At 62.7% G+C, this 20,726-nt stretch carries 22 protein-coding genes; 10 read left to right on the plus strand and 12 right to left on the minus strand.

All coding sequences use genetic code 11. From position 1 onward, the window contains the following. Positions 1-38 precede the first annotated feature (38 nt). A complete protein-coding gene (gene trxB, locus V7773_RS05640) occupies positions 39-998 on the minus strand; it encodes a thioredoxin-disulfide reductase (protein ID WP_336072613.1) in 960 nt (319 codons plus the stop codon). Positions 999-1,306: 308 nt separating this feature from the next. On the opposite strand from trxB, the gene V7773_RS05645 reads away from it, so the two are divergent. From V7773_RS05645 to cysG, 6 genes are all read left to right on the plus strand, one after another. Continuing rightward, a complete protein-coding gene (locus tag V7773_RS05645; protein ID WP_060741564.1) occupies positions 1,307-3,712 on the plus strand; it encodes a DNA translocase FtsK in 2,406 nt (801 codons plus the stop codon). Positions 3,713-3,769: 57 nt separating this feature from the next. Next, positions 3,770-4,393 carry an outer membrane lipoprotein chaperone LolA gene (lolA, locus tag V7773_RS05650; protein ID WP_336072614.1) on the plus strand — a complete coding sequence of 208 codons (624 nt, stop codon included), beginning with the start codon at positions 3,770-3,772 and terminating at the stop codon, positions 4,391-4,393. A gap of 108 nt (positions 4,394-4,501) precedes the next feature. Continuing rightward, positions 4,502-5,827, plus strand: coding sequence for a replication-associated recombination protein A (locus V7773_RS05655; RefSeq protein ID WP_336072615.1), 1,326 nt, complete (start codon positions 4,502-4,504; stop codon positions 5,825-5,827). After that, positions 5,824-6,198 carry a fluoride efflux transporter CrcB gene (gene crcB / locus V7773_RS05660; protein WP_018608522.1) on the plus strand — a complete coding sequence of 125 codons (375 nt, stop codon included), beginning with the start codon at positions 5,824-5,826 and terminating at the stop codon, positions 6,196-6,198. Before V7773_RS05655 ends, crcB begins: the two co-directional genes overlap by 4 nt. 15 nt (positions 6,199-6,213) lie before the next feature. Continuing rightward, on the plus strand, positions 6,214-7,494 hold the full coding sequence (gene serS / locus V7773_RS05665) for a serine--tRNA ligase (protein WP_063320495.1): 1,281 nt from the start codon (positions 6,214-6,216) through the stop codon (positions 7,492-7,494). After that, on the plus strand, positions 7,495-8,889 hold the full coding sequence (cysG, locus tag V7773_RS05670) for a siroheme synthase CysG (protein ID WP_336072616.1): 1,395 nt from the start codon (positions 7,495-7,497) through the stop codon (positions 8,887-8,889). Between the two features lie 127 nt (positions 8,890-9,016). On the opposite strand, the gene V7773_RS05675 is transcribed toward cysG, so the two are convergent. From V7773_RS05675 to V7773_RS05710, 8 genes are all read right to left on the minus strand, one after another. Continuing rightward, the gene (locus V7773_RS05675) at positions 9,017-10,015 is read right to left on the minus strand and encodes a glutathione S-transferase family protein (RefSeq protein WP_336072617.1); all 999 of its coding nucleotides are present in this window, start codon (positions 10,013-10,015) and stop codon (positions 9,017-9,019) included. 88 nt (positions 10,016-10,103) lie between these two features. Next, positions 10,104-11,105, minus strand: coding sequence for a glycosyl transferase family protein (locus tag V7773_RS05680; RefSeq protein WP_336072618.1), 1,002 nt, complete (start codon positions 11,103-11,105; stop codon positions 10,104-10,106). Beyond that, entirely contained in the window at positions 11,102-11,437 is a 336-nt protein-coding gene (locus V7773_RS05685; RefSeq protein ID WP_092222701.1) for a TusE/DsrC/DsvC family sulfur relay protein, read from the minus strand. Before V7773_RS05685 ends, V7773_RS05680 begins: the two co-directional genes overlap by 4 nt. Beyond that, positions 11,434-11,727 carry a sulfurtransferase complex subunit TusB gene (gene tusB / locus V7773_RS05690; protein ID WP_063320500.1) on the minus strand — a complete coding sequence of 98 codons (294 nt, stop codon included), beginning with the start codon at positions 11,725-11,727 and terminating at the stop codon, positions 11,434-11,436. The genes V7773_RS05685 and tusB overlap by 4 nt, the downstream gene beginning before the upstream one ends. Then, positions 11,727-12,089, minus strand: a complete 363-nt coding sequence (gene tusC / locus V7773_RS05695) for a sulfurtransferase complex subunit TusC (RefSeq protein ID WP_092346164.1) — start codon at positions 12,087-12,089, stop codon at positions 11,727-11,729. Before tusC ends, tusB begins: the two co-directional genes overlap by 1 nt. Continuing rightward, a complete protein-coding gene (tusD, locus tag V7773_RS05700) occupies positions 12,089-12,481 on the minus strand; it encodes a sulfurtransferase complex subunit TusD (protein ID WP_092144722.1) in 393 nt (130 codons plus the stop codon). The genes tusC and tusD overlap by 1 nt, the downstream gene beginning before the upstream one ends. A gap of 591 nt (positions 12,482-13,072) precedes the next feature. After that, positions 13,073-13,402 (minus strand): DUF6388 family protein, encoded by a 330-nt coding sequence (locus V7773_RS05705; RefSeq protein WP_092222703.1) that lies wholly within the window; start codon positions 13,400-13,402, stop codon positions 13,073-13,075. Positions 13,403-13,404: 2 nt separating this feature from the next. Next, positions 13,405-13,665, minus strand: a complete 261-nt coding sequence (locus tag V7773_RS05710) for a hypothetical protein (protein ID WP_092222705.1) — start codon at positions 13,663-13,665, stop codon at positions 13,405-13,407. A 144-nt stretch (positions 13,666-13,809) separates the two neighbouring features. Here V7773_RS05710 and V7773_RS05715 point away from each other — a divergent pair, with 144 nt between their 5' ends. Further along, positions 13,810-14,160: a hypothetical protein gene (locus V7773_RS05715; protein ID WP_013693699.1), complete on the plus strand. Its 351-nt coding sequence runs from the start codon at positions 13,810-13,812 to the stop codon at positions 14,158-14,160. A 76-nt stretch (positions 14,161-14,236) separates the two neighbouring features. Here the strand turns inward: V7773_RS05715 and V7773_RS05720 are convergent, their stop codons facing one another. Continuing rightward, positions 14,237-14,668: a GNAT family N-acetyltransferase gene (locus V7773_RS05720; RefSeq protein ID WP_063320504.1), complete on the minus strand. Its 432-nt coding sequence runs from the start codon at positions 14,666-14,668 to the stop codon at positions 14,237-14,239. A gap of 164 nt (positions 14,669-14,832) precedes the next feature. On the opposite strand from V7773_RS05720, the gene ggt reads away from it, so the two are divergent. Together ggt and V7773_RS05730 are read left to right on the plus strand one after the other, a co-directional pair. Beyond that, on the plus strand, positions 14,833-16,560 hold the full coding sequence (gene ggt, locus V7773_RS05725) for a gamma-glutamyltransferase (protein ID WP_336072619.1): 1,728 nt from the start codon (positions 14,833-14,835) through the stop codon (positions 16,558-16,560). A gap of 40 nt (positions 16,561-16,600) precedes the next feature. Next, a complete protein-coding gene (locus tag V7773_RS05730; RefSeq protein WP_063320506.1) occupies positions 16,601-17,134 on the plus strand; it encodes a cysteine hydrolase family protein in 534 nt (177 codons plus the stop codon). 192 nt (positions 17,135-17,326) lie between these two features. Here the strand turns inward: V7773_RS05730 and V7773_RS05735 are convergent, their stop codons facing one another. Both V7773_RS05735 and V7773_RS05740 read right to left on the minus strand, forming a co-directional pair. Further along, positions 17,327-18,187: a CAP domain-containing protein gene (locus V7773_RS05735; protein WP_336072620.1), complete on the minus strand. Its 861-nt coding sequence runs from the start codon at positions 18,185-18,187 to the stop codon at positions 17,327-17,329. A 176-nt stretch (positions 18,188-18,363) separates the two neighbouring features. Continuing rightward, on the minus strand, positions 18,364-19,329 hold the full coding sequence (locus tag V7773_RS05740) for an EamA family transporter (RefSeq protein WP_336072621.1): 966 nt from the start codon (positions 19,327-19,329) through the stop codon (positions 18,364-18,366). A 241-nt stretch (positions 19,330-19,570) separates the two neighbouring features. Between V7773_RS05740 and V7773_RS05745 the strand changes: the two genes are divergently transcribed. Then, positions 19,571-20,701: a sensor histidine kinase gene (locus V7773_RS05745; protein WP_336072623.1), complete on the plus strand. Its 1,131-nt coding sequence runs from the start codon at positions 19,571-19,573 to the stop codon at positions 20,699-20,701. The last annotated feature ends 25 nt before the right edge of the window (positions 20,702-20,726 follow it).

Raw genomic sequence — 20,726 nt, forward strand, 5'->3', positions numbered from 1 at the left:
TTCGCCCATCCGTGAGCGCCCGCCTGGAAGGTTAACCGTCAAACGGCAGGGATGTCATCGAGATACTTCTCAGCGTCGAGTGCGGCCATGCAGCCGGCACCGGCTGAGGTAATTGCCTGGCGATAGACGTGGTCGGCCACATCGCCGGCGGCGAACACGCCCTCGATATCGGTTGCGGTGGCGTTGCCTTCGCTGCCGCCGCGTACGAACAGGTAGCCGTCACGCATCTTCAACTGGCCCTGGAATAGCTCGGTATTGGGTTTATGGCCGATAGCAATGAATACGCCGGACAGGGGCAAGGTGCTGGTTTCGCCGGTCTCGCTGTGGCGCAGGCGCGCGCCAGTCACGCCGCTGGCGTCGCCCAGGACTTCATCCAGGTTCTGGTTCCAATGCAGTTTGATATTGCCGCTGGCGGCCTTTTCGAAGAGTTTGTCTTGCAGGATCTTCTCTGAACGCAGCTTGTCGCGACGGTGGATCAGGTGCACTTCTCTGGCGATGTTCGACAGGTACAAGGCTTCCTCGACCGCCGTGTTACCGCCGCCGACCACGGCCACCACCTGGTTTCGATAGAAAAAACCATCGCAGGTTGCACAGGCCGAAACGCCTTTGCCGGCGAAGGTCTCTTCCGAGGGCAGGCCCAGGTATTGCGCGGAAGCGCCGGTGGCAATGATCAGCGCATCGCAGGTGTAGGTGCCGCTGTCGCCGATAAGCTCGAAGGGACGCTGTTGCAACTTGGCGGTGTGAATATGGTCGTAGACGATCTGCGTGTCGAAGCGCTCGGCGTGCCGTTGCATGCGTTCCATCAGTACCGGGCCCGTCAGGCCTTCGACGTCGCCGGGCCAGTTGTCGACTTCCACCGTGGTGGTGAGCTGGCCACCGGCCTGCAGGCCGGTAATGACAACGGGTTTGAGGTTGGCGCGGGCAGCATAGACGGCAGCGCTGTACCCCGCAGGGCCCGAACCGAGAATGATCAGGCGTGAATGCTTCACTTCGCTCATAAAAAACACCTCATAAGCCTTTGTCACAAAAGAGAATGCATGGTCCAATTGGCGCGTGTATACCCTGTATTCGGCTATGCTGTCAGGCAATGCCTTGGCGCGGACAAAACCGTACAATGCTTGAGTTTTGAACGCAGGATAGGCTAAAGATCAAAATCTTCGGCAACGCCTGCGGTTTTCTGGATGCACCCCACAGTGGTAAAAGTAGTACCGGTTGTGCACATTCACTTTTTTACCTGCTCGTCGTGGGCAGTTTTTTATAGTCATTCAACAGATGGACGCGCCGTTGGCGCAGGAAAAGAAGCGTTTTGAAGAAATCCACCGCAGCACCCAAACCAGTCGTTCCGCTCTGGCGCCAGCAACTGCACTACCGGCTCAAGGAAGGTGCGTTGATCGCCATCGGCGCCCTGTGCCTGTTCCTGATGATGGCCCTGCTGACCTACGGCAAGGACGATCCGGGCTGGAGCCATAACAGCAAGATCGACGACGTGCAGAATTTCGGCGGTCCGGCCGGTTCCTACAGCGCCGATATCCTGTTCATGGTGCTGGGCTATTTCGCCTACATCTTCCCGTTGCTGCTGGCGATCAAGGCCTACCAGATCTTCCGCCAGCGCCACGAGCCGTGGCAGTGGAGCGGCTGGCTGTTCTCCTGGCGGCTGATCGGCCTGGTGTTCCTGGTGTTGTCGGGGGCCGCACTGGCCCATATCCATTTCCACGCGCCCACCGGCTTGCCGGCCGGGGCGGGCGGGGCGCTGGGGGAAAGCCTCGGCGACCTGGCCAGGAACGCCCTGAACATCCAGGGCAGTACGCTGCTGTTCATCGCCCTGTTCCTGTTCGGCCTGACGGTATTCACCGACCTGTCATGGTTCAAGGTCATGGACGTCACCGGCAAGATCACCCTCGACCTGATCGAGCTGATCCAGGGCGCCATGAACCGCTGGTGGGCGGCGCGCACCGAGCGCAAGCAACTGGTGGCGCAACTGCGTGAAGTCGACGACCGCGTCCACGACGTGGTAGCCCCGACGACGCCGGACAAACGCGAGCAGGCCAAGGTCAAGGAGCGCCTGATCGAGCGTGAGCAGGCGTTGAGCAAGCACATGTCCGAGCGCGAGAAACAGGTGCCGCCGGTCATCACCATGGCCCCGGCCAAGCCGCCCGAGCAAAGCAAGCGCGTCCAGAAGGAGAAACAGGCGCCGCTGTTCGTCGACAGCGCGGTGGAAGGCACCTTGCCGCCGATCTCGATCCTGGACCCTGCCGAGAAGAAACAACTCAACTATTCCCCGGAATCCCTGGCGGCCGTCGGTCATTTGCTGGAGATCAAGCTCAAGGAGTTCGGCGTCGAGGTCTCGGTGGACTCGATCCACCCGGGGCCGGTCATCACCCGCTACGAAATCCAGCCGGCCGCCGGCGTGAAGGTCAGCCGCATCGCCAACCTCGCGAAGGACCTGGCGCGTTCCCTGGCCGTGACCAGCGTGCGGGTGGTGGAAGTGATTCCCGGCAAGACCACCGTGGGTATCGAGATTCCCAACGAAGACCGGCAGATCGTGCGCTTCTCGGAAGTGTTGTCGACGCCTGAGTACGACAACCACAAGTCGCCGGTCACCCTGGCCCTGGGTCACGACATCGGCGGCAAGCCGGTCATCACCGACCTGGCGAAAATGCCCCACCTGCTGGTGGCCGGTACCACCGGTTCCGGTAAGTCGGTGGGTGTGAACGCGATGATCCTGTCGATTCTGTTCAAATCCGGCCCCGAAGACGCCAAGCTGATCATGATCGACCCGAAAATGCTCGAGCTGTCCATCTATGAGGGCATCCCGCACTTGCTGTGCCCGGTGGTCACCGACATGAAGGACGCCGCCAACGCGCTGCGCTGGAGCGTCGCCGAGATGGAGCGCCGCTACAAGCTGATGGCGAAGATGGGCGTGCGTAACCTGTCGGGCTTCAACGCCAAGGTCAAGGAAGCCGAAGAGGCCGGTACGCCGTTGAGCGACCCGCTGTATCACCGCGAAAGTATCCACGACGAAGCCCCGCTGCTGCACAAGCTGCCGACCATCGTGGTGGTGGTGGACGAATTCGCCGACATGATGATGATCGTCGGCAAGAAGGTCGAAGAACTGATCGCCCGTATTGCCCAGAAGGCCCGTGCGGCCGGTATCCACTTGATTCTCGCGACACAGCGGCCGTCGGTGGACGTGATCACCGGCCTGATCAAGGCCAACATTCCGACCCGCATGGCGTTCCAGGTGTCGAGCAAGATCGACTCGCGGACCATCATCGACCAGGGCGGCGCCGAGCAGTTGCTCGGTCACGGTGACATGCTCTACATGCCGCCGGGCACCAGCCTGCCGATTCGCGTGCATGGCGCGTTCGTCTCCGACGATGAAGTGCACCGCGTGGTGGAGGCCTGGAAACTGCGCGGTGCTCCTGAATACAACGACGACATTCTCAACGGTGTCGAAGAAGCCGGCAGCGGTTTCGAGGGCAGCAGCGGCGGCGGTGACGACGATGCTGAAACCGATGCGCTCTATGACGAAGCGGTGCAGTTCGTCCTGGAGAGCCGCCGGGCCTCGATTTCTGCCGTTCAGCGCAAGCTGAAGATTGGCTACAACCGCGCCGCCCGCATGATCGAAGCCATGGAAATGGCCGGGGTGGTGACGGCCATGAACACCAACGGCTCGCGCGAAGTACTGGCGCCGGGCCCGATGCGCGACTAACGACCCGGGCGGCCTGCTGACACGCCGCTCGCCCCCCACGACTTCATGAGGACTCCCATGCGCCTGATTCGCATGTTGCTGTTGCCCGTACTGGCCTTGTCTACTATGTCGGCCCACGCCGGCGAAAAGGATGTGGCCCGCCTGACCCAATTGCTGGGGGGCTCCCAGACCCTGACGGCACGTTTCTCCCAGTTGACCCTCGATGGCAGTGGTACCCAATTGCAGGAAACCGCCGGCGACATGGCCCTGCAGCGTCCAGGCCTGTTCTACTGGCACACCGATGCGCCAGCCGAACAACTGATGGTCTCCGATGGCAAGAAAGTCTCCCTGTGGGACCCGGACCTGGAACAGGTGACCATCAAGACCCTCGACCAGCGCCTGACCCAGACGCCGGCGTTGCTGCTCTCCGGCGACATCTCCGAGATCAGCCAGAGCTTCGAGATCACCTCCAAGGAGGCCGGGGGTGTGATTGACTTCACCCTCAAGCCCAAGACCAAGGACAGCCTGTTCGACAGCCTGCGCCTGTCGTTCCGTAACGGCCTGGTCAACGATATGCAACTGATCGACAGTGTCGGCCAGCGCACCAACATCCTGTTCACCGGGGTCAAGGCCAACGAGCCGATCGCCGCGTCCAAGTTCAAGTTCGACATCCCCAAGGGTGCCGATGTAATCCAGGAATAAACACTGGCCCCCTGTTGGAAATGGCCTGTGGGAAAAGGTCTGTGGGGGCCGATCTGCTCCGGCAGAGAGGATTGCCAACAGGACCCAGCGGAGGTTGTGTAAGTAGTGATGGACCTGTTTCGAAGCGCCCCGATTGCCCAGCCCTTGGCCGCCCGCCTGCGTGCGACCAACCTGGATGAGTACGTCGGCCAGGAACATGTGCTCGCCCGCGGCAAGCCTCTGCGCGAGGCCTTGGAGCAGGGTGCGTTGCACTCGATGATCTTCTGGGGCCCGCCGGGCGTGGGCAAGACCACCCTGGCGCGACTGCTGGCGGAAGTCTCGGACGCCCACTTCGAAACGGTGTCGGCGGTGCTGGCCGGGGTCAAGGAAATCCGCCAGGCGGTGGAAGTGGCCAAGCAGCAGGCCGGGCAATACGGCAAGCGCACCATCCTGTTCGTCGACGAAGTCCACCGCTTCAACAAGTCTCAACAGGACGCGTTCCTGCCCTACGTCGAAGACGGCACGCTGATTTTCATCGGTGCGACCACCGAAAACCCTTCGTTCGAACTCAACAATGCCTTGCTGTCCCGGGCGCGGGTCTATGTGCTCAAGAGCCTCGACGAGGTGGCGATGCGCAAGCTGGTGCATCGGGCGCTGACCGAGGAGCGCGGCCTGGGCAAGCGGCATTTGAGCCTCAGCGATGAAGGCTTCCAGATCCTGTTTTCAGCCGCCGATGGCGATGGCCGACGCTTGCTCAACCTGCTGGAAAACGCCTCGGACCTGGCCGAAGACGACAGCGAGATTGGCGTCGAGCTGCTGCAAAGCCTGCTGGGCGATACCCGGCGTCGCTTCGACAAGGGCGGCGAGGCGTTCTACGACCAGATTTCGGCGCTGCACAAATCCATCCGTGGTTCCAACCCCGACGCGGCCTTGTACTGGTTTGCGCGCATGATCGACGGCGGCTGCGATCCACTGTACCTGGCGCGGCGCGTCGTGCGCATGGCCAGCGAAGACATCGGTAATGCCGACCCCCGGGCCCTGAGCCTGTGCCTGGCGGCGTGGGACGTGCAGGAGCGCCTCGGCAGCCCGGAAGGCGAGCTCGCCGTGGCCCAGGCCATTACCTACCTGGCCTGCGCGCCGAAAAGCAACGCCGTCTACATGGGCTTCAAGGCCGCGATGCGCAGCGCTACCGAGCACGGCTCTCTCGAGGTGCCGCTGCACCTGCGCAACGCGCCGACCAAGCTCATGAAGCAGTTGGGCTACGGCGAAGAATACCGTTACGCCCACGACGAACCGGACGCCTATGCCGCCGGTGAAGATTATTTCCCCGATGAACTCGAACCCCAGCGCTTCTACCAGCCAGTACCGCGGGGCCTTGAGCTGAAGATCGGCGAGAAGCTCAACCACCTGGCACAACTGGATCGCTTGAGCCCACGGCAGCGGAGAAAATCTTGATCCCCCTGATACTTGCTGTTTCCGCTGGCGGCGTCGCCGGCACGCTGCTGCGTTTTGCCACGGGCAACTGGATCAACGCAAATTGGCCCCGGCACTTCTATACCGCGACGCTGGCCGTTAATATCGTTGGCTGTCTGCTGATCGGCGTTTTATACGGTCTGTTTTTGATTCGCCCGGAAGTGCCCATCGAGGTGCGGGCCGGGCTGATGGTTGGCTTTCTCGGCGGCCTGACGACCTTTTCATCCTTTTCACTGGATACGGTGCGCCTGCTGGAAAGCGGGCAGGTGCCGCTGGCCCTGGGCTATGCGGCCATCAGCGTATTCGGCGGGCTGCTCGCTACCTGGGCCGGCCTGTCCTTGACCAAACTTTGATAACGAGAGACCGACATGCTCGATTCCAAACTGTTACGTAGCAACCTCCAGGACGTAGCGGACCGCCTGGCTTCCCGTGGCTTTGCCCTGGACGTCGCGCGCATCGAAGCGCTGGAAGAACAGCGCAAGACCGTCCAGACCCGCACCGAAGCCCTGCAGGCTGAACGTAACGCGCGCTCCAAATCCATCGGTCAGGCCAAGCAACGCGGTGAAGACATCGCGCCGCTGATGGCCGATGTCGAGCGCATGGCGGGCGAGTTGAGCGCCGGCAAGGTCGAGCTGGACGCGATCCAGACCGAGCTGGATTCGATCCTGCTGGGCATTCCCAACCTGCCTCACGAATCGGTGCCGGTGGGGGAAGACGAAGACGGCAACGTCGAAGTGCGCCGTTGGGGCACGCCGACAACCTTCGATTTCCCGGTCCAGGACCATGTCGCCCTGGGCGAGAAATTCGGCTGGCTGGATTTCGAAACCGCCGCCAAGCTGTCGGGCGCCCGTTTTGCCTTGCTGCGTGGGCCGATTGCCCGTCTGCACCGGGCCCTGGCGCAGTTCATGATCAACCTGCACGTCACCGAGCACGGCTACGAAGAAGCCTACACGCCGTACCTGGTCCAGGCCCCGGCCCTGCAAGGCACTGGCCAGTTGCCGAAATTCGAGGAAGACCTGTTCAAGATCAGCCGCGAAGGCGAGGCCGACCTGTACCTGATCCCGACCGCCGAAGTGTCGCTGACCAACATCGTGGCCGGCGAAATCGTCGACGCCAAGCAACTGCCGATCAAGTTCGTCGCCCACACGCCATGCTTCCGCAGTGAAGCCGGGGCGTCGGGCCGTGATACCCGCGGCATGATCCGCCAGCACCAGTTCGACAAGGTCGAGATGGTCCAGATTGTCGAACCGTCGAAATCCATGGAAGCGCTGGAAAGCCTGACCGCCAACGCCGAGAAGGTCCTGCAACTGCTTGAACTGCCGTATCGCACCCTGGCGCTGTGCACCGGCGACATGGGCTTCAGCGCGGTCAAGACCTACGACCTGGAAGTCTGGATCCCGAGCCAGGACAAGTACCGCGAGATTTCTTCGTGCTCCAACTGCGGTGACTTCCAGGCCCGCCGCATGCAGGCGCGTTTCCGCAATCCGGAAACCGGCAAGCCGGAACTGGTCCACACCCTCAATGGCTCCGGCCTGGCGGTGGGTCGTACCCTGGTGGCGGTGCTGGAAAACTACCAGCAGGCCGACGGTTCGATCCGTGTGCCTGAAGTGTTGAAGCCCTACATGGGCGGCATCGAGGTCATCGGCTAAATGGACTATTTGCCACTGTTCCACAACCTGCGCGGCAGCCGCGTGCTGGTGGTCGGCGGCGGGGAGATTGCCTTGCGCAAGTCCCGCTTGCTGGCCGATGCCGGAGCGTTGCTGCGGGTGGTCGCACCCGACATCGAACCGCAGTTGCGGGAACTGGTCAGTGGCAGCGGCGGTGAATGCATCCTGCGTGGTTACGTCGAAGCGGATCTGGACGGCTGCGGCCTGATCATCGCCGCCACCGACGACGAACCGCTCAATGCCCAGGTCTCGGCAGACGCTCATAAGCGTTGCGTGCCGGTCAACGTGGTGGACGCGCCGGCGCTGTGCAGCGTGATCTTCCCGGCGATTGTCGACCGTTCACCCCTGGTGATCGCGGTGTCCAGTGGCGGCGATGCGCCGGTGCTGGCGCGGTTGATCCGGGCCAAGCTGGAAACCTGGATTCCGTCGACCTACGGGCAGTTGGCTGGGTTGGCGGCGCGTTTTCGCAGCCAGGTCAAAGGCTTGTTTCCCGATGTGCAGCAACGACGGGCGTTCTGGGAAGACGTGTTCCAGGGCCCTATCGCCGACCGGCAACTGGCCGGGCAGGGCGCGGAAGCCGAGCGTCTACTGCGGGAAAAGATCGATGGCCAGGCGCCGAACGCGCCGGGCGAAGTTTATCTGGTGGGCGCCGGGCCGGGTGATCCGGACCTGTTGACCTTCCGCGCCTTGCGCTTGATGCAGCAGGCCGACGTGGTGCTGTACGACCGCCTGGTGGCGCCGGCGATCCTGGAACTGTGCCGGCGCGACGCCGAGCGCATCTACGTCGGCAAGCGTCGTTCCGAACACGCCGTGCCCCAGGACCAGATCAACCAGCAATTGGTCGACCTGGCCCGCCAGGGCAAGCGCGTGGTGCGGTTGAAGGGGGGCGATCCGTTCATCTTCGGGCGCGGCGGCGAGGAGATCGAAGAACTGGCGGCCCATGGCATTCCGTTCCAGGTCGTCCCGGGCATCACCGCGGCCAGCGGTTGCGCGGCCTACGCCGGGATCCCGCTGACCCATCGCGACTATGCCCAATCGGTGCGTTTCATCACCGGCCATCTCAAGGATGGCACCAGTGACTTGCCTTGGGCCGACCTGGTCTCTCCGGCCCAGACATTGGTGTTCTACATGGGTTTGGTCGGCCTGCCGATGATTTGCAGCGAGCTGATCAAGCATGGCCGTGCGGCGGATACGCCTGCGGCACTGATCCAGCAGGGCACGACGTCCAACCAGCGGGTCTTTACCGGCACTTTGGCGGACTTGCCACGGCTGGTGGCCGAGCACGAAGTTCATGCGCCGACGCTGGTGATCGTTGGGGAAGTGGTGCAGTTGCGCGAGAAACTAGCTTGGTTTGAAGGGGCTCAGGGGCAGGTCTAGAAAGACCCGCACCGTTGATCGTTCCCACGCTCCGCGTGGGAATGCATCCGGTGACGCTCTGCGTCACTCCAAGAGCGGAACGCGGAGCGTCCCGGGCGGCATTCCCACGCGGAGCGTGGGAACGATCTTAATCGCGCTGCCAAATCCCGTTCCCACTCAACCTTCCCCGATCATGGGCAACCCTGAAATCCTGCTTCGGCCCCTTGGGCACGATTCCATTGGGGTTGATGGTCTTGTGGCTGCCATAGTAATGGCCCTGGATATGCGTGAAATCCACGGTCTCGGCAATGCCCGGCCACTGGTACAGCTCCCGCAGCCAGTTCGACAGGTTCGGATAATCGGCGATGCGCCGCAGGTTGCATTTGAAGTGGCCGAAGTACACCGCGTCGAATCGGATCATCGTGGTGAACAGGCGGATGTCGGCCTCGGTCAGGTATTCGCCAGCCAGGTAGCGGCGGGTTTCCAGTAACGCTTCCAGCCAATCCAGTTCGGCGAATAGCCGGTCGAAGGCTTCTTCATACGCGGCTTGGGTCGTGGCGAACCCGGCGCGATACACGCCATTGTTCACCGCCGGATAAATCCGCTCGTTCAACGCGTCGATGTCGCCGCGCAGGTGTTCGGGATAGAGGTCCAGCCCGTTGCCGGTCAAGCCGTCGAAGGCACTGTTGAACATGCGGATGATTTCCGCCGATTCATTGTTGACGATGCGCTGTTGGCGTTTGTCCCAAAGGGCCGGAACCGTGACGCGGCCAGTGTAGTCCGGCGTGTCGGCGGTGTAGCGCTGATGCAGGAATTGCAGATGGTCGAGCTTGTCGCCGGTGGAGCCGTGGGCCTTGTCGAAGGTCCAGCCGTTTTCCAGCATCAGGTAGCTGACTACCGACACATCGATCAAGTCTTCCAGGCCCTTGAGCTTGCGCAAGATCAGCGTGCGGTGCGCCCAGGGACAGGCCAGGGAGACATACAAATGGTAGCGTCCGGCCTCGGCGGCAAAGCCGCTCTCGCCCGAGGGGCCAGCGCTGCCGTCGGCGGTGACCCAATGACGGCGCTGCGCCTGTTCGCGCTGGAAGGTGCCGTCCTTGCTTTCATACCACTGGTCCTGCCAGCGGCCCTCGACTAACAAACCCATCTCGATCTCCTCGGCCAATAAACGTTGGAGGCGAGTCTATTCCGATAGGTTCGAAGTAAAAGCGCAAAGGTTGGGCGCTAATGATCGGTTAAATCGAACGATCCCGGGCGCCCCAATACTGCCGGGCTTTGTCGAACGCTTCTTCGCGAGCCAGGCCCAGGCCACGCAAGGCCAGGGCCATGGTGGCGATGAGCGCCAGTTGCGGGTAGCTGTCTTCGACGTCACCGCGCCAGATCGCTTTCAAGTGTTCGGGATCGAGGTTTTCCGGTTTGACGTGGCGCTGCTCGGCCAGTCGCGGCCATTCTTCATCCCAACTGACGCCGCCGGTGGTGGCGTACAGGTGGCTATCGGCGTCCGGGTTGATTTCGATCTCGCCGCCGTCGCCCTTGATCACGATGGCGGTATCACCGAGCAAACCGCTGGCGTCGCGATGCACGGCTTGGTAGCCCGGGTGGAAAATGCTTTGCAAGCCGCAACGGGCGGCCAGCGGGTTGAGGATGCGTGCCAGTGAGTGGATCGGCGAGCGCAGGCCCAGGGTGTTGCGCAGGTCGATCATCCGCTGCATCTGCGGCGCCCAGTCCACCAGCGGCATGAAGGCCAGGCCGCCGTTGTCCAGCGCACTGCCGACCTGTTGCCAGTCACGGCATAGCGGGATCTGCAAAAACGCCAACAGTTGTTCGGTGTAGAGCCGGCCCGCCGTATGAGCGCCGCCGCCGTGCATGAAGATCCGCACGCCGTTCTGCCCAAGGCACTTGGCCGCCAGCAGGTACCACGGCAAATGGCGCTTCTTGCCGGCGTAGGTCGGCCAGTCGAGGTCCACCGCCAACGCCGGGACCACCAGGCGTTCACGCAGGGCCTCGGTGAAACCGGCCATCTCCTCGGCACTTTCTTCCTTGTGCCGCAGCAACATCAGGAAGGCGCCAAGCTGGGTGTCCTCGACCTTTTCGTCGAGCACCAGGCCCATGGCTTCGCGGGCTTCTTCGCGGGTCAGGTTGCGGGCGCCGCGCTTGCCTTTGCCCAGGATGCGCACGAACTGGGCGAACGGGTGTTCGGCCGGGGTCTCAAGGGTCAGCGATGGAAAGTCGGTCATAAGCAATTCGTCGGTTTGGGCAGGCCCGCCAGCTTGGCGGCGAGTTTGGCGGGAGTGCCTTTGAACAATCGGTTCAGGTGCAGGCTGTTGCCTTTGTTCGCGCCCAGTTTCAGTGCCGTGTACTTGATCAGCGGCCGGGTCGCGGGGGAGAGCTGGAATTCGTTATAGAAGCCGCGCAGCAGTTCGAGGATCTCCCAGTGTTCGGGGCCCAGCTCGATGTCTTCGGCAGTGGCCAGGGCCGTGGCGACCTCGGCCGACCAGTCGTCAAGGTCGGCCAGGTAGCCGTCCTTGTCCAGCGCGATGGTGCGGTCGCCCACGTTCAGCGTCTTCATAGCCAGGTGTTGACCTTGTCGTGCTCGATCGACAGCTCGACGAAACCCGAATAGTTGATGGCTTCGGCCCAGTCTGGCGTGTCCAGGGCGCGGGCCTGGAGGTCTTCGGCGAGCACGAACAGGTTCACGCCAGCGGCCTGCAGCACTGCAAACGGTGGGCTGCCCGGTTGCAACGCGTACGTCGCGTCGCCGCACAGCAGCAGCGCATCCTGATTACCCAGCACCCGCAGGCAACTGGCGAGGCGGTTATCGCCGAAGGGCGAATGAGACAACACATGCAAAGTCGACATCAGAGGGTGATCACCTGGTCGTAACGGTCAATGAGCGCGGCGATTTGCGGCGCGGTCAGTGCTTTCATGTCGGCCAGCGCCAGGGTGTCGAGGGCGACACCGCGTTCGGCGGCGCTGTCGGCACAGACAAACAGGTCGTCGACGCCAAACATCGGCAATGCCTGCAAGTTCGCGCTCAGGTCCTTTTGCTGGACGGCCTTGGCGTTTTGGCTGCTTGTCAGTTGGAATACCCCGTCATCGAGAAACAGCAGGCCGATGGGCAGGTCGAAGGCGCCGCCGGCCAGGACGATGTCCAGCGCTTCACGGGCGCCGGGGCCGGACCAGGGGGCCTGGCGGCTGATCAACAACAAAGACTTGGCCATCACGCGCCTCCAAAGCAGATCAAACGGTCGGCGCCCTGGATCGCATCGTGCAACTGGCCCAGCCCGGACAAGGTCCAGGGTGCCTCGACGCTAACCGCCGAGCGCTGGTAGCGCTGGGCCTCTTCCTCGTTCAACACCCCACGGCGCAACGCCGCCGCGATGCAGACCACACCATCGAGCTGGTTGTCGCTGACAAAGGTTCGCCACTGCTGGGGCAGGTCCTGTTCATCCTGGGGCGTGACGACACTGGCGCAGGCGTTATAGACACCGTCCTGATAGAAAAACAGCCGCACGATCTCATGTCCGCCCGCCAGCGCAGCCTGGGCAAACAGCAAGGCACGGCGCGAGGAGGGCGCATGGGCGGCGGAAAACAGCGCAATGGCGAACTTCATGACAGACCCGATCAGCAAAACTGCGGCCATGATAAAGCTTTATGGGCGGTGGGGCGATTGCCAGAAAGCGGTGAGACCGTGTGGCGAGGGAGCTTGCTCCCGCTGGGCTGCGCAGCGGGCCCCAACTCATCCGCCGTGGTTTGGCTGACACACCGCGTTGTCGATCGTTCCCACGCTCCCGCGTGGGAATGCCGCCAGGGACGCTCTGCGTTCCGGTTCTGGAAGGTGACGCAGAGCGTCACGGGATGCGTTCCCACCAGCGTGGGAACGATCAAAAAACACCGCGTTGGCAGGTTTTAGGATCGCTACGCGATCCAGCGGGAGCAAGCTCCCTCGCCACAGGGGCTGTGTCAGAGCTTGAGCCCATGTAACTCGCAATACTCTGCCCACGCCATCCCGCCATCTCGATCGTTCCCACGCTCCCGCGTGGGAATGCCGCCAGGGACGCTCTGCGTTCCGGTTCTGGAAGGTGACGCAGAGCGGCACGGGATGCGTTCCCTCGCGGGGGAACGATCAAAAAACACCGCTTTGGCAGGTTTTAGGATCGCTACGCGATCCAGCGGGAGCAAGCTCCCTCGCCACAGGGGCTTGTTAGACCTTGAGCCCATGCAGCTCGCAATACTCCGCCCACGCCATCCCCGCCATTTCCGCCACTTCCTTGTGCACTTCCAGGCGCTGGGCCTGGTAGTCCTGGGGCGAGGTGGCGGTCAGTTGCAGGGTCAGTTCCCAGGCAAACAGGCCCAGGCGCTCGGCCTCGGCTTCGAAGGCTTCATGCAAGCGCTCGGCGCGGTACTGCGCGGCGGTCTCGCCCTTGGCCTGGGCCAGCAGCGGGTTGAGGTGGTCCAGTTCGTGGCGCAGTTCGGGGCGCTCATCGAGAAACTTTGCCAGGGCCCGTTCGTGTTGCTGTTCGGTTGCCGCCATGGTCACTCCTTGGGGGATGCAGACTGCTTCTTGCTGGCCTTGGCCGCAGCCGCCAGGCATTCGAGGGCGAACTGTTCGGTGTAGGTCATCTGGATCGGCGTGGTTTCGCCCTTGACGGTCCGTTCGCCGTCGAGGATGTAGCGAACCCGCTTGTCGGTGACGCCGATGCGCTTGGCGATCCAGGACGGTGTCTGGCCGATCTGGCTGATCAGTTTGTCGGCGTATTCGGCAGTGGGTTTGTAGAATTCGGCGTTGGGAGTCATGGGGCGTGTTCCGTTGTGGCTGGTGGCAATGGCGCGACAGGGTGCGCGAATCGCAGGCCGATGTCCCGTGTAAATTTCAGTAAAGCAGCACGAAGGCCCGGGCCGCAGTGCTACAGTCCGTTTTTTTCTTGATGAGTGAACGCAATGCGAATGTTGACCGTGGCCCTGGCCGCGACCTTGCTGGCCGGCTGCGCGGGTTCTGCGATGAACGAGGCCCGGACCCAGGCCCCTTACAAGACCCTGACCTCGGACAAACCCGAACAGGTCGTGGCCCAGTGCGTGCAGTTCTCCTGGCAGGACGAAGCGGTGTTCGGTGTCGATGCTGGCGCCTACCTGCAACCGGGCAAGAAGGGTGGCTCGACGGTCTACACCCGCTCCGCTGAATCGTTTGTCGATTTGCATGCCGGTGCGACGGGCACCGAGTTGAGTTATTACGCCAAGCATGACGACTTCGTGGCCAAGCGCCGGTTGGCGGCGTTGGCGACGTGTCTTTGAACAGATCGATCGCGAGCAGGCTCGCCCCCACGGGTTTGAGGCTTAACTGATCGGCATTACCCACAGGGACTGGTTTTTAGTCAGAGGGCGTCAGGCGCTTCTGGAAGAAGAAGTGCTGGTGGCCCGGGGGGTAGTCGTCGATCTGGCCGATTTCCGTGAAGCCGTGCCTGCGGTAGAACTCCGGCGCCTGGAAGTCGAAGGTGTCCAGCCAGATGCCCACGCAGTTTTTCTCCCGGGCCAGTGCTTCGGCCATCTGCATCAGGGTCGAGCCGGTGCCCTGGCCCCGGGCCTGTTCCGGCACCACCAGCAGCTCGATATACAACCAGCGGAAAAACACTCGGCCATAGAGCCCCCCGACGATTTCGTCGTGTTCATCGCGCACCAGCCAAGCCACCAGTTCAGGCACCGTCCCGCCGGTCTTGGCCGTGTTATAGGCGCGCAGCGGAGCGAGGATGGCTTGGCGTTCTTCGTCGGTGGGCGCGTCCGTGCGTTCGATTCGTAGCGTCATCGGCAATGTCCTTATTCAGTCAAGATTAACCGCAGGAGCCTATCCCAAAGGCTACCGTGGCGTCACCCGGTCGGCTTGGAAACAGGCGCATTACGCAAACCGGGCCATACTAGCTAGTTGCTTGATGCGATCGCCGACTGTTTAAAACAAGAAGAGGCCGAGTCATGAAGTTCGAATCCTTAGCCCGAACCCTCATTGCCATATCCCTGACCCTCAGCTGTTTGTATGCCCAGGCCGCCTCCCAGGCACCGGTGGCCGCCGAGAACGGCATGGTGGTCACCGCCCAGCACCTGGCGACCCACGTGGGTGTCGACGTGCTCAAGAACGGCGGCAATGCCGTGGATGCGGCGGTGGCGGTAGGGTATGCCTTGGCGGTGGTGTATCCGGCGGCGGGCAATCTGGGCGGGGGTGGGTTCATGACCCTTCAAATGGCCGATGGCCGCAAGACGTTCCTGGATTTCCGCGAAAAAGCCCCCCTGGCCGCCACGGCCAACATGTATCTGGACAAGGACGGCAATGTCGTCCCCGACCTCAGTACCCGCGGACACCTGGCCGTGGGCGTGCCCGGTACCGTCTCCGGCATGGAGTTGGCGTTGAAGAAGTACGGCAGCAAGCCGCGGGCGGAGCTGATCGCCCCGGCCATCAAGTTCGCCGAGGAAGGCTTCGCCCTGGAGCAGGGAGATGTCGATCTGCTGGAAACCGCCACCGATGTGTTCAAGAAGGACATGCGCGACTCCGGGGCGATCTTCCTGCACAACGGCGAGCCCATGCAGGTCGGCCAGAAGCTGGTGCAAAAAGACCTCGCCAAGACCCTGCGGGAAATCTCCGCCAAGGGGGCCGACGGCTTCTACAAGGGCTGGGTCGCCGATGCGCTGGTCACCTCCAGCCAGGCCAACAAAGGCATCATCACCCAGGCCGATCTGGACAAGTACAAGACCCGCGAGCTGGCCCCGGTGGAGTGCGACTACCGTGGCTACCACATCATCTCGGCGCCGCCGCCCAGTTCCGGCGGGGTGGTGCTGTGCCAGATCATGAACATCCTCGACGGTTATCCGATGAAGGACCTGGGGTTCCATTCGGCCCAGGGCATGCACTATCAGATCGAAGCCATGCGCCACGCCTACGTGGACCGCAACAGTTACCTGGGTGACCCGGACTTCGTGAAGAACCCCATCGACCATCTGCTGGATAAAAACTACGCCGCCAAGCTGCGGGCCGCGATCGAACCGCAAAAGGCCGGCGACTCGCAGAAGATCAAGCCCGGCGTGGCGCCCCATGAGGGCAGCAACACCACCCATTACTCCATTGTCGACAAGTGGGGCAACGCCGTCTCGGTCACCTACACCCTGAACGACTGGTTCGGTGCCGGTGTCATGGCGAGCAAGACCGGGGTGATCCTCAACGATGAAATGGACGATTTCACCGCCAAGGTCGGCGTGCCCAACATGTACGGCCTGGTGCAGGGCGAAGCCAACGCCATCGCGCCGGGCAAGGCGCCGCTGTCATCCATGAGCCCGACCATTGTCACCAAGGACGGCAAGACGGTCATGGTGGTGGGCACCCCGGGCGGTAGCCGGATCATCACCGCGACGTTGCTGACTATCCTCAATGTGATCGACTACGGCATGAACCTCCAGGAGGCGGTCGACGCGCCGCGTTTCCACCAGCAGTGGATGCCGGAGGAAACCAACCTGGAGGCGTTCGCGGCCAGCCCCGATACCCGGAAGCTGCTGGAGAGCTGGGGGCACAAGTTTGCCGGCCCGCAGGACCCCAACCACATCGCCGCGATCCTGGTCGGCGCGCCGTCATTGGGTGGCAAGCCGGTGGGCAAGAACCGCTTCTATGGCGCCAACGACCCCCGTCGCAACACTGGGTTGTCGCTGGGGTATTGAGTCATCGCGCGGCTCCGATAATGTTTGAAGAGGGAAGGTCATGAACACCGCATTGCTGATCATCGATGTCCAGAACGCGCTGTGCTCAGGCGAAGAGGAATGCTTCGACAGCCAGCGCATCATCCGGACCATCAACGACCTGGCGGCCAAAACCCGGGCCCTCGGCTTGACGGTGATCCTGATCCAGCACGAAGAGTTGGAAGGTTCGCTGACCTATGGTTCTGCCGCCTGGCAACTGGCCGACGACCTGTTGACCGCAGCCGATGACCTGCGGGTGCGCAAGACCACCCCCGATGCCTTCTACCAGACCGACCTGCAACCGTTGTTGCAGGCCCGAGGCATCGACCGCCTGGTGATCTGTGGGCTGCAAACCGACTATTGCGTCAACGCCACCGTGCGCCAGGCCCATGCCCTGGGGTACGACGTGGTTTTGGTGGCCGATGCCCACTCCACGGTGGACAACGGCAGCATGGCGGCCGAGCAGATCATTGCCAATCACAACAACCGATTGGGGCGGCTGAGCAGTGCGGTATCGCGGATCGATGTGGTGCCGGCTGCTGAAATCCGCCTGTAGCCGATACTCACTGTCGGTACTGCGACGCAGGTTTGACTTGGGGCACACTTGTGGCGAGGGAGCTTGCTCCCGCTGGGTTGCGAAGCGACCCTAAAATTTTTACGACCGCTTCGCGCTGGAGCGCCAGCCCGGTCGAGCGGGAGCAAGCTCCCTCGCCACAACAGCGGATGGCTCAGCATCGACGATGGTTTTTCACGGCGCGCCAAGCACCATCGTCCAGTACACCCCCGCATCACTGCGCGAATCGCTGGCGGAAGCGGCGCCCATCTGGGTGAACATCGGGTTCATCAGGTTGGCGCAGTGCCCCGGGCTGGCCAGCCAGTCGTGCATGGCCTGGGTCGGTGAGCGTTGTCCGGCGGCGATGTTCTCGCCCAATTTATGTCCGCGAAAGCCGGCGCTCTTGGCCCGATCGGAAGAGGAGCGACCGTCCGGGTCGCGATGGGCGAAATAATTCTCGCGGGCCATCGACCGGCTGTGGCCTTGGGCGGCGGTTCCCAGCGCGGCGTTCCAGCTCAGCGGCCGGGCCGCGGCGAAGCGTTGGCGCCCGCACATCCGCGGCTTGGCCCTGGCGGCGTTGACCTGGGCCAGCAGCGACTTGTCCGTCGCACCCGCGTCGCTCATCCGTGTGCCTCCCATGGGCTGCGCCAGCACTACGCGCCACTCATCACCGACCCGATTGACGCCAATGTCGGCGTATTGGTTGTCCAGCAGTGCTGCGCAATGTTCGTCAGCCAACATGTCGAACGCTTCTTCGGCGTCCCGCGCATCGGTCAGGCGGATGCTGCGCACGGCCCGGGCCTGGTAGCCGGCGTCTTTCAAGGTCTCCCGCAGACCACCGCGAAAGCCCATCGGCAAGCCCAGGTTCGAGCGCAGCACCAGCGGCGGCGTGGCACGCACCGTGCGCCATTCACAGCGGCGTGATTGGCTACGGAAATCGTTGATGGCGTCCACCAACTGCCTTTCGCCACGGGCGTGGGCGGGGCTGGCAAATAAGGGAAACAGGGCAAGCAAGCACAGCAAAACGAAACGGCTAGAGCGAACAGGGTGGCGCATGGGGCGAACGGCTCAAGAAGGGGGAGGTGCTTAGCGCCAGGCTTGGCGCCGATCAGCTGGAAAACCCTGCGCTGCAGATCGGCGGGTTTTCACGGCTGGGGTAGGACTGTCGGTTTTGGAACAAGTTTCTGAGGACGAAGACTTTCTACGAGCTGCCACAACGGTGTTCAGTCAGTTCAATTCGCTGTTCCAGCCACAGGCACCTTGGCCTGCTCAACCTTGCGATAGGTCAGCAATACGATGCCCGTCACCACAATCGCGCCACCCATCACCTGGCCCGGGTTGAGCATCTGGTCCAGTACCAGCCAGCCGATCAGCAGCGTGGCCAGCGGTTCGATGTTCATCACCGGGGCGTTGCGCGGCATGTCCAGGCGGGGCACGGAAATGAACAGCACAGTGAAGCCGGTGCCGTAGAGCACCACCAGGGTCGCCAGGGCGAACCAACCGGTGCTGCTGGCTGGCAGGTCGAAACCGCCGGGCAGGGCACCGGTCAGGCCGGCGAGGTTGACGCTGCTGAAGACGATGAAAATCGTCAGCAGGCTGCGCACCGAACCACGGACCTGGGACAGCTTGTGGTCGGTGATCCACAGCGCACAAGCGAACACGCAAGCGGCACAGAAGGCCAGGCCCACCCCCAGTAGCCATTGCGGGCCAACGCTCTGTTCAGACGATAACCGCGCCGGCACCTCCAGCACGAATACCAGGCCCACCAGGATCATCCCCATCAACGTGGCGGTGCGTGCAGTGGGCCGTGGCCCGCCCAGCGCCCAGGTCAGCAAGGCCAGCAGAATCGGAAAGACGTTGCCCACCAACAGCGCCAATGCCACCGGCACCCGGGCCACGGCCGAGTACAGGCACAGGCTCTGCGCAGCGATGAGCAACCCCAGCAGCACTTGCCAACGCCATGCGCCCGGCGGCAAACGCAGGCTCTGACGTTGCCACAGTACCATCGCGGCCAACACCAGCAGCGTCCCGCCTGAGCGCAGCAGGATCGCCAGCAATACCCCGGCACCGTCATCGAACGCCGCTCGGGCGGCGACATGATTGCCGGCAAAGGCACAGCCCATGCACAGCAGAACGAGCACCGCGAGGTGACGGGGCAATGGAGGCGGGGTGTCAGGTGCAGCGGCGGGACGAGTCATGGCAGGGTGTCTCAATGGTGGGCCGCCCAGGCAAATCGCCTTGGATCAGCTGTTTTTAGTTATAAGTCGTCGTACAACTTTGAGGGCTGTTTTTACCCTATAGGATTACAAGAGACAAGGTCGGGGTTGCGGGGGAGCTCTACCTTTAAGTGAACGACCGCGCGCACATTGTCCTGCGCTTTGCTGTACAACAACCTGACCGTTGTGTCGTTTACAGCATTGCCCTTTGCGGAGCCGCCCCATGCGCCTGGCCGATTTCATTCTCGACAATATCGAGCCGATTCTTCAGGCGTGGGAAGACTTCGCCAAAACCATCACCCCCGCATCCATTGGCATGGATTCCGTGGCCCTGCGCGACCATGCCGAGCAGATGCTGCGCACTATCGCCGCTGACCTGCGCACCTCGCAAACGCGCAATGAGGCGATTGCCAAGTCCCACGGCGAGGCCCCGCCGGTTGATGCCGAAACCGCCGCCGAAACCCATGCGGTCATCCGCCAGTCCTCGGGTTTTACCGTGGAGCAAATGGTTTCCGAGTACCGGGCCCTGCGCACCAGCGTGCTTATGCTCTGGATGCCGCACACGCAGTTGGATCACAAACAGGTCATGGACGATCTGATTCGATTCAACGAGGCCGTGGACCAGGCCTTGGCCGAGTCCGTCGTCAGTTACTCGGGGGCGGTGGATGCGTCGCGCAATATCTTTCTCGGGATTCTGGGGCATGACCTGCGCAGCCCCTTGGGCGCGATCCTGCTGAGTTCCGAAGTGCTGCTGCGGGCGGGGGACCTGCCCGCCAAGGCGACCAAGATCACTTCGCGCATCTACACCAGCGTCAAGCGGGCCAACAAAATCGTCGGCGATCTGCTGGATTTCACCCGCACCCAACTCGGCTCGGGCATTCCAGTGCAGCGCTTCAAGGGTGATCTGGTGGCCGCCTGCGAAGGTATGGTGGAGGAGGCGCGGGCCTATCACCCGGAAAGCAAAATTGTCTTTAAAACGAGCGGCGCCCTGGAGGCGCTGTTTGATCCGGCCCGCATGGAGCAGGTATTTGCCAACCTGATTGGCAATGCCGTCCAGCATGGTGCCGAAGGCTCGCCGGTGACTGTTTCGTTGAGCGTGGAAAAGGATAGGGCCGTGATCGCGATCAACAACCAGGGCAAGCCTATCGAGAAAGAGGCCATTGCCAACATCTTCAACCCAATGGTCCGAAATCTGTGCAGCAGTGAAATGCAGTACGGTTCCACGGCTGGACTCGGACTTGGCCTGCACATCGCTTCGGCGATCGTATCGGCCCATCAGGGCACCATCGAGGTCCACTCGGAGGCGCAAGTCGGCACGACCTTTACCGTTCGTATACCGCTGAACCCGGCCTGATCGACTGTGCGCAGAGCAGATTCAC

The sequence above is a fragment of the Pseudomonas sp. 3JA genome (assembly GCF_036961705.1).
GTDB classification, from domain to species: Bacteria; Pseudomonadota; Gammaproteobacteria; order Pseudomonadales; family Pseudomonadaceae; genus Aquipseudomonas; species Aquipseudomonas fluorescens_Q.